The 7,626-nt window shown below is 65.6% G+C and carries 9 protein-coding genes; 6 read left to right on the forward strand and 3 right to left on the reverse strand.

The features are described 5' to 3' along the window. Positions 1–67 precede the first annotated feature (67 nt). Positions 68–403 (reverse strand): hypothetical protein, encoded by a 336-nt coding sequence (locus CH339_RS23270; protein WP_111436806.1) that lies wholly within the window; start codon positions 401–403, stop codon positions 68–70. Positions 404–561: 158 nt separating this feature from the next. Beyond that, positions 562–822: a hypothetical protein gene (locus CH339_RS23275; protein WP_111436807.1), complete on the reverse strand. Its 261-nt coding sequence runs from the start codon at positions 820–822 to the stop codon at positions 562–564. A gap of 203 nt (positions 823–1,025) precedes the next feature. Here CH339_RS23275 and coaD point away from each other — a divergent pair, with 203 nt between their 5' ends. The 6 genes from coaD (at position 1,026) to CH339_RS23305 (ending at position 7,336) form a co-directional block, all read left to right on the forward strand. Further along, on the forward strand, positions 1,026–1,529 hold the full coding sequence (gene coaD, locus CH339_RS23280; protein WP_111436808.1) for a pantetheine-phosphate adenylyltransferase: 504 nt from the start codon (positions 1,026–1,028) through the stop codon (positions 1,527–1,529). Positions 1,530–1,601: 72 nt separating this feature from the next. Continuing rightward, positions 1,602–2,168: a peptidylprolyl isomerase gene (locus CH339_RS23285; RefSeq protein WP_111436809.1), complete on the forward strand. Its 567-nt coding sequence runs from the start codon at positions 1,602–1,604 to the stop codon at positions 2,166–2,168. Positions 2,169–2,263: 95 nt separating this feature from the next. Next, on the forward strand, positions 2,264–2,701 hold the full coding sequence (locus tag CH339_RS23290) for a peptidylprolyl isomerase (RefSeq protein WP_207189539.1): 438 nt from the start codon (positions 2,264–2,266) through the stop codon (positions 2,699–2,701). Positions 2,702–2,777: 76 nt separating this feature from the next. Continuing rightward, positions 2,778–3,866, forward strand: a complete 1,089-nt coding sequence (gene queA / locus CH339_RS23295; protein ID WP_111436811.1) for a tRNA preQ1(34) S-adenosylmethionine ribosyltransferase-isomerase QueA — start codon at positions 2,778–2,780, stop codon at positions 3,864–3,866. Further along, positions 3,863–5,008, forward strand: a complete 1,146-nt coding sequence (tgt, locus tag CH339_RS23300; RefSeq protein WP_111436812.1) for a tRNA guanosine(34) transglycosylase Tgt — start codon at positions 3,863–3,865, stop codon at positions 5,006–5,008. The genes queA and tgt overlap by 4 nt, the downstream gene beginning before the upstream one ends. A gap of 234 nt (positions 5,009–5,242) precedes the next feature. Then, positions 5,243–7,336, forward strand: a complete 2,094-nt coding sequence (locus tag CH339_RS23305; RefSeq protein ID WP_245408194.1) for a 3-hydroxyacyl-CoA dehydrogenase NAD-binding domain-containing protein — start codon at positions 5,243–5,245, stop codon at positions 7,334–7,336. A 143-nt stretch (positions 7,337–7,479) separates the two neighbouring features. On the opposite strand, the gene CH339_RS25475 is transcribed toward CH339_RS23305, so the two are convergent. Next, positions 7,480–7,626: integrase core domain-containing protein (locus tag CH339_RS25475; protein ID WP_146610090.1), on the reverse strand; the 147-nt coding region annotated here is incomplete at its 5' end.

The raw sequence follows: 7,626 nt of genomic DNA on the forward strand, positions 1-7,626 counted from the left end.
GGACGATGGGTCCGGCCAGGGGTCGTGAGGCCGGGCGCGGGGAGGGCCCGGTCGGTGGTGAATCTCTTTAGCGCGAGGCGGTCTGCGTCAGCGGGACGCGCGTCAGGACGGAGGTGCGGCCGGCTTCGTCGCGCTGTTCTAGCGTGACGGTGCGAACGAACCCGCTCGTCGACTTGGCGTTGCCGGAAACCCAGGAAAGACAGGCGGACGAAACGTTGGGCCAGGTCTGGTTCTCGCAGAAGCCGGCGGTTGCGGTGGCAATCCGGTCGGTCTTCTTGGCTGCAAACTCCGTCTGCGCGCCGACCGCTCCGGCGGTCAGGCCGCCGGCGATCGCAAACACGAGCGCAAGCACGGAAAGGGCGGCGCCGAGAGAGGCCGGGCTGTGCAGACGCTTGGCAAACATTGTCGTTCTCCCTGTTGATCCGGTAAATCCGTCTCGTTTCCTAAACGATGATTGAGATGTACCGGTTCCCGCGCCAACTCGGTGTGATCCCCGTCACGGTTTTGCCGATACCGCATTTACCGCGGAATTCCGGGGATCAGGCCGTCCTCAAAAAACGCCTAGCGGACCGCCACATTGACGTCGGCGATGCGCTCCAGAACCGACATCTGCTTGTCCGGATAGCGGCTTTCAACCGTCAGGAAGACCGGGCGCACGCCCGCTTCGTCGGCCGCGGCCAGACGCTCCTTGACGACCAGGCGATCGCCCTTGGAGATGGTCGCGATCGGCCCGGAAGCGAGATCGCCGCCAAGGGCGACGGTGGCGGATACGGCAAGGCCGACAACGGCGGCCGAGCCGGCAGCAACGCGATGAATGAACATGATGCCTCCTGACGGTCTTTTTTTCTGACCGTTACGGGAAGAAGCATATCCGGGACATCTGAATGGCTTCCTAAACAGGCATTCACCTACCGTTCAAAAAGAAATCCTGGCGAACAACCGATAAAGCCGATCGATAAAATTCGAGCGACCGGATCACGGGTGCCAAGCCTTGCGGCGGCCGGCCTGCAAGGGTATTCAGGCTCATGGCTCTTACCGCACTTTATCCGGGATCTTTCGATCCGGTCACCAACGGTCATCTCGACGTCCTCTTCCACGCCGTCCGGCTCGCCGACCGCGTGGTCGTGGCGATAGGCGTGCATCCGGGCAAAAAGCCGCTGTTTTCGCCGGAGATTCGCGGCGAGATGATCCTGGAGGCCGCCGCCGAGCTCGATGTGGCCGACCGGGTCTCGGTCGTCACCTTCGACGATCTCGTCGTCGATGCGGCAAAGCGCGAGGGCGCCTCCGTACTGATCCGGGGCCTCAGGGACGGCACCGATCTGGACTACGAAATGCAGATGGCGGGCATGAACGGGACGATGGTGCCGGAGGTGCAGACGGTGTTCCTGCCGGCCTCGCCGCCCGTTCGCCACATCACCGCCACGCTTGTGCGCCAGATCGCCGGCATGGGCGGCGACATCTCCGGTTTCGTGCCGGAACAGGTCGCCGTTCGCCTGAGGGCGCGGTTTTCCGGCGCGGCAAGCGACTGACGCCGTCGGCACCCTTGGGCAGGGACGGCAACGAGCGGCCTTGAAGCCGCGGGGACAAGGAACGGATTTTTCATGACGCTTTCGATCAGGATGCTGGCGGCTGCCACGATGCTCACCTTTGGCCTCGCCATCGGCCTTGGCGGCGCGGCGAGCGCAACGGGTGATCCCGAAAACACCATCTATCTCGACCTCAAGGACGGCCGGGTGACGATCCAGTTGCGGCCGGACCTTGCGCCGCAACACGCCGAGCGGATCAGGACGCTGGCCCGCCAGGGCTTCTATGACGGCGTCGTCTTCCACCGCGTGATCGATGGCTTCATGGCCCAGACGGGCGATCCGACCGGCACCGGCACCGGCGGCTCCGACCTGCCGGACCTGCCGGCCGAGTTCACGGACAAGGCCTCGTTCAAGCGCGGCACGCTCGGCATGGCCCGGGCCCAGGACCCGAACAGCGCCAATTCCCAGTTCTTCATCATGTTCCAGCCGGCGCCGCACCTCGATGGCCAGTACACCATCGTCGGCGAGGTCACCGACGGCATGGAGCTGGTCGATGCGATCAAGAAGGGATCGCGGAGCGCCAACGGCATGGTCTCCGATCCCGATAAAATCGAAAAGATGAGCGTTGCCGCCGACCAATAGGCGGCGCGCCCGATCTCTCCCTTTACCCAGAACACACGCAAGCACGGAGGGCCGGACTTTTGGCCGATATCAAGGATCCCGAAAACACCCTTTTGATGGAAACCACCAAGGGCCCGATCGTCATCGAGATGCGCCCGGACCTGGCGCCGAACCACGTCACCCGCATCAAGGAGCTCGTCCGCGACGGCTTTTATGACGGCATCGTCTTTCACCGGGTGATCGACGGCTTCATGGCCCAGACCGGCTGCCCGCAGGGCACCGGCACCGGCGGCTCGGGCAAGAACCTGAAGGCCGAGTTCAGCAAGCAGCCCCATGTGCGCGGCACCTGCTCCATGGCCCGCGCCATGAACCCGGATTCGGCCGACAGCCAGTTCTTCATCTGCTTTGCCCAGTCCTCCTGGCTCGACGGCGAATACACCGTCTGGGGTCAGGTCGTCGACGGCATGGACAATGTCGACCAGATCAAGCGCGGCGAGCCGGTCTCCAACCCGGACAAGATCGTCAGCGTCAAGGTTGCCGCCGACGCCGCCTGAGGCTTGACCGGCCGAATTTGAAAACGCTTGGTCCGGGGGCGCAAGGTGTCTCCGGGCCTTTCGCGATGGGTAATCGATGCGGGTCGAGGATTTCGATTTCGAACTGCCGGAAGAGCGGATCGCCCTGCGCCCGGCGCGGCCGCGCGATGCCGCGCGCATGCTGGTCGTGCACCCCGGCGGTGATCCGGAGCTGACCGACCGTATCGTCCGCGACCTGCCCGGCATGCTCCGCCCCGGCGACGCGCTCGTCTCCAACGACACAAGGGTTATCCCGGCCCAGCTTGAAGGAAAGCGCATCGGCCGCGGCGACAGCGCGCCGAAGATCGCCGTCACCCTCCACAAGCGCGCCGGCCTCGATGCCTGGTACGGCTTTGCCCGCCCGGCAAAGAAGCTTGCCCCCGGCGACCGCGTCGCCTTTGCCGCGGACTGCACCTTTTGCTACGGCGGCGCCCTGATGGCGAGCGTGGTCGAGAAAGGCGAGGGCGGCGAGGTCCTGTTCCGCTTCGACCGCTCCGGCGAGATGCTCGACATCGAGCTTGCCCGCGTCGGCGCCATGCCGCTGCCGCCCTATATCGCCTCCAAGCGCAAGATCGACGGGCGCGACGCCCGCGACTACCAGACCATGTTCGCCAGCCGCGACGGCGCCGTCGCCGCCCCGACCGCCGGCCTCCATTTCACTGACGACCTGATCGCCGCCCTCGATGAGCGAGGCGTCTCCCGCCACACGGTGACGCTCCATGTCGGCGCCGGCACCTTCCTGCCGGTGAAGGTGGACGATCTGAAGGACCACCGGATGCACGCCGAATGGGGCGAGATCGGCGAGGAGACCGCCGACGCCCTCAACGCGGTGAAGGCGCGGGGCGGGCGCATCGTCTCGGTCGGCACCACGTCGCTCAGGCTGCTTGAGAGCGCCGCCGATGAGGACGGCATCATAAAACCCTTCTGCGACGACACCTCGATCTTCATTTCGCCGGGCTACCGGTTCCGCGCCGTCGATATCCTGATGACCAATTTCCATCTGCCGCGCTCGACCCTCTTCATGCTGGTCAGCGCCTTTTGCGGCCTCGATGTCATGCGCCGCGCCTACGGCCACGCCATCGCCGAAAACTACCGCTTCTATTCCTATGGCGATGCCTCGCTGCTGTTCCGGGAAGGCGCCGCATGAGCCGCTACACCTATCGCCTGATCGCCAGCGACGGAATGGCCCGCCGCAGCGAGCTGACCACCGCCCACGGCCTGGTGAAAACGCCCGCCTTCATGCCGGTCGGCACGCAAGGCACCGTCAAGGCGATGTACACCGACCAGGTGCGCGCGACCGGCGCCGACGTGGTGCTCGGCAACACCTACCATCTCATGCTGCGCCCCGGCGCGGAGCGGGTGGCACGGCTCGGCGGCCTCCACCGCTTCATGAACTGGCCGCACACGATCCTCACCGATTCGGGCGGCTTCCAGGTAATGTCGCTGGCCCAGCTTCGGAAGCTCGACGAGACGGGCGTGAAATTCCGCTCCCACCTCGACGGCTCGGAGCACGTGCTGACCCCGGAGCGCTCCATCGAGATCCAGGGCCTCCTCGGCGCCGACATCCAGATGCAGCTCGACGAGTGCATCCGCCTGCCGGCGAGCGAGGACGAGGTTGCCCGCGCCATGCGCCTGTCGCTCGCCTGGGCCGAGCGGTCGAAGGCGGCGTTCGCGGCGATGGGCGGACCGGAGAAGGGCCAGGGGCTGCACGGCATCGTCCAGGGCGGCGACGTGAAGAGCCTGCGGATCGAATCCGCCCGCGAGTTGGCGGCGATGGATTTCGGCGGCTATTCCATCGGCGGCCTTGCCGTCGGCGAGCCCCAGGACGTCATGCTCGACATGCTGGAGACGACGCTGCCGGAGCTTCCCGAGACCAAGCCGCGCTACCTGATGGGCGTTGGGACGCCCGAGGACATTGTCGAATCGGTCGCGCGCGGCGTCGACATGTTCGACTGCGTGCTGCCGACGCGGGCCGGGCGCCATGGGCTCGCCTATACCCGCTTCGGCAAGATCAACCTGAAGAACGCCCGCCATGCCGACGATCCGCGACCGCTCGACGAGACCAGCAACTGCCCGGCGGCCCGGGACTATTCCCGCGCGTATCTGCATCACCTGGTGAAAGCCGGCGAGGCCCTTTCCATGATGCTTTTGACGTGGAACAATCTTGCCTATTACCAGTCGCTGATGGCCGGCATGCGCGAGGCGATCTCGGCGGGCACGTTCGCCGGTTTTCGCGAGGAAACGCTCGCAGGTTGGGCAAGGGGCGACATTGCACCGCACGTGCCGTGACCGGATTTCTCTTGCGGGTACGGCAGGAAGGGAAGACCAATCAATAGATTGGCGAGGCTGATATGGCGTTTGGCGCGGCCGCAACCGGCCACCGGTACCGCCCGGCGGCGCCGCGCCCAACGGGCGCCGGACGCGCATGACAATCCTTTCACTGGCCAGGCTCCGCATTCTCCGTTATAGGCACTAAAAAACATGACCGATTGGTCAAGGAATGGAGACTCGGGGAGGCTTCTGGTGTCCGAAATACCCGTCAAGGTTGAGCGTCGCGACGACGTCGCATTGATCGTCGTCGACAACCCGCCGGTCAATGCCCTGTCCCAGTCGGTGCGCGAAGGCCTCAACCGGGCGGTCGCGGACATTTCCGCTGACGACAGCGTCAGGGGCGCCGTACTGGTCTGTTCTGGGCGGACCTTCATTGCCGGTGCCGACATCAAGGAATTCGGCAAGGGACCGCTGGAGCCGTCGCTGCCGGACACCATTGCGACGATGGAAACGCTCCAGAAGCCGATCGTCGCCGCGCTGCACGGAACGGCGCTCGGCGGCGGCCTGGAAGTGGCGCTCGGCTGCCACTACCGGGTCATCGACCGGGGTGGCCAGGTCGGCCTGCCGGAAGTCACCCTCGGCATCATTCCGGGCGCCGGCGGCACCCAGCGCCTGCCGCGCCTCACCGGCATCGAGCAGGCGATAGAGCTCGTCACCTCCGGCAAGCGCATCGGCGCGGAAAAGGCGCTCGCCTTCGGCATTGCCGACAAGGTCGTCGACGGTGACCTGACCGAAGCAGCTATCGCCTTTTTGAAAGAAAAGCTCGCCGGCGGCGAGGCGGTGGTGCCGGTTTCGGGGCGCCCGGTCGGCAAGGTCGACGAGGAACGTCTCGCCGAACAGCTTGCAAAAGTGGAGAGAAAGGCGCGCGGCCAGCTTTCTCCGGTGAAGGCGGCGGAGTCCGTCGCCAACACCGCGACCCTTTCCTTCGCCGACGGCATGGCGCGCGAGCGCGAAATCTTTTCCGAACTCGTCGCCTCCGACCAGTCGAAGGCGTTGTGCTATGCCTTCTTCGCCGAGCGCGCGGTCTCCAAGGTGCCGGGCCTGGAAGACGTGGCAGGCAAAGAGGTCAGGACCGTCGGCATCGTCGGCGCCGGCACCATGGGCTCCGGCATCGCGGTTGCCTTTGCCGACGCGGGGATGTGCGTCATCATGTCGGAGATGTCGGAAGAGGCGGCCGATGCCGGCCGCGACCGCATCGACAGGATCTACAACGACCAGGTCCGCCGCGGGCGCCTGACCGAGGACATGACGGCCGAACGGCAGATGCGGATCTCGATCGAGGTCGGGCTCGAGGCACTCGCCGATGCCGACCTGGTCGTCGAGGCCGTGTTCGAAAACCTCGACGTCAAGAAGGACCTTTTTTCGAGGCTCGACGGCATCCTGAAGCCCGGCGCGGTGCTTGCCACCAACACCTCCTATCTCGACATCGATGCGATCGCCGCCGCGACCTCGCAACCCGAAGCCGTCTGCGGCATGCATTTCTTTTCGCCGGCAAACGTCATGAAGCTCCTGGAGGTGGTGCGGGCGGCAAAGACGGACGATGCGACGGTCAAGACGGCGCTCGATGTCGCCCGCCGGATCGGCAAGGTCGCGGTCGTCTCCGGCGTCTGCGACGGCTTCATCGGCAACCGCATCTGGGCCGCCTGGCGCAGGCAGGCCGAATTCCTGGTCGAGGACGGGGCGTATCCCGAAGAGATCGACGCGGCGATCGCCGCCTTCGGCTTTCCCATGGGTCCCTTCGCCGTCTACGACCTCTCCGGCCTCGACATCGCCTGGGCCCAGCGCAAGCGTTTGGCCGCGACCCGCGAGCCGGCCGCGCGCTACGTGGAGATCCCCGACCGTATCTGCGAGCTGGGCCGCTTCGGGCGCAAGACCGGCGCCGGCTGGTACGACTATTCGGGCGGCGGCGCGCCACAACCGGACCCTTCGATCCGCCAGATGATCGAGGCGCACCGGGACGACAAGGGCATCGTGCCTGAGAGTTTTTCGCCCGAGGACATCCAGCGGCGCATGCGCGCGACCATGGTCAACGAGGGCGCCAACATCCTCGCCGAGAAGATCGCCCACCGGCCCCTCGACGTCGATATGGTCATGCTCTTCGGCTACGGCTATCCGCGCTGGCGCGGCGGGCCGATGTTCGAGGCCGACCTGGTCGGCCTAACGCAGATCCTGGAAGACGTGCGCGAAATGTGCGCCGCCGGCGGTCACGGGTTCGAGCCGTCGCCGCTGCTGGTCGAACTCGCCGAGTCCGGCAGAAGTTTTGCCGATTGGGCGGACGGCAAATAGTCTGGAGGCAGGATCAAACGCGTTTCCGACGATCGTCATCGCGAGGAGGCCGAAAAGCCGACGCGGCGATCCAGAGCGGCTTGCTCCGAGCGTGCGGCTCCTGGATTGCCGCGCTCACTTCGTTCGCTCGCAATTGTGCAAGTTCACGAATTCGGTGATGGCTGTTCGGTTTTCTTTTGTTCGGCGAAGGTCTTTGGCGGGATGTTTCCGATTGCCTGGTGGGGCCTGAACTCGTTGTAGTAGATGATATATTCGATGAGCTCGTTGGCCAGGTGCTCGGGGGTGTCGAA

The sequence above is a fragment of the Rhodobium orientis genome (genome assembly GCF_003258835.1).
In the GTDB taxonomy this organism is placed as follows: domain Bacteria; phylum Pseudomonadota; class Alphaproteobacteria; order Rhizobiales; family Rhodobiaceae; genus Rhodobium; species Rhodobium orientis.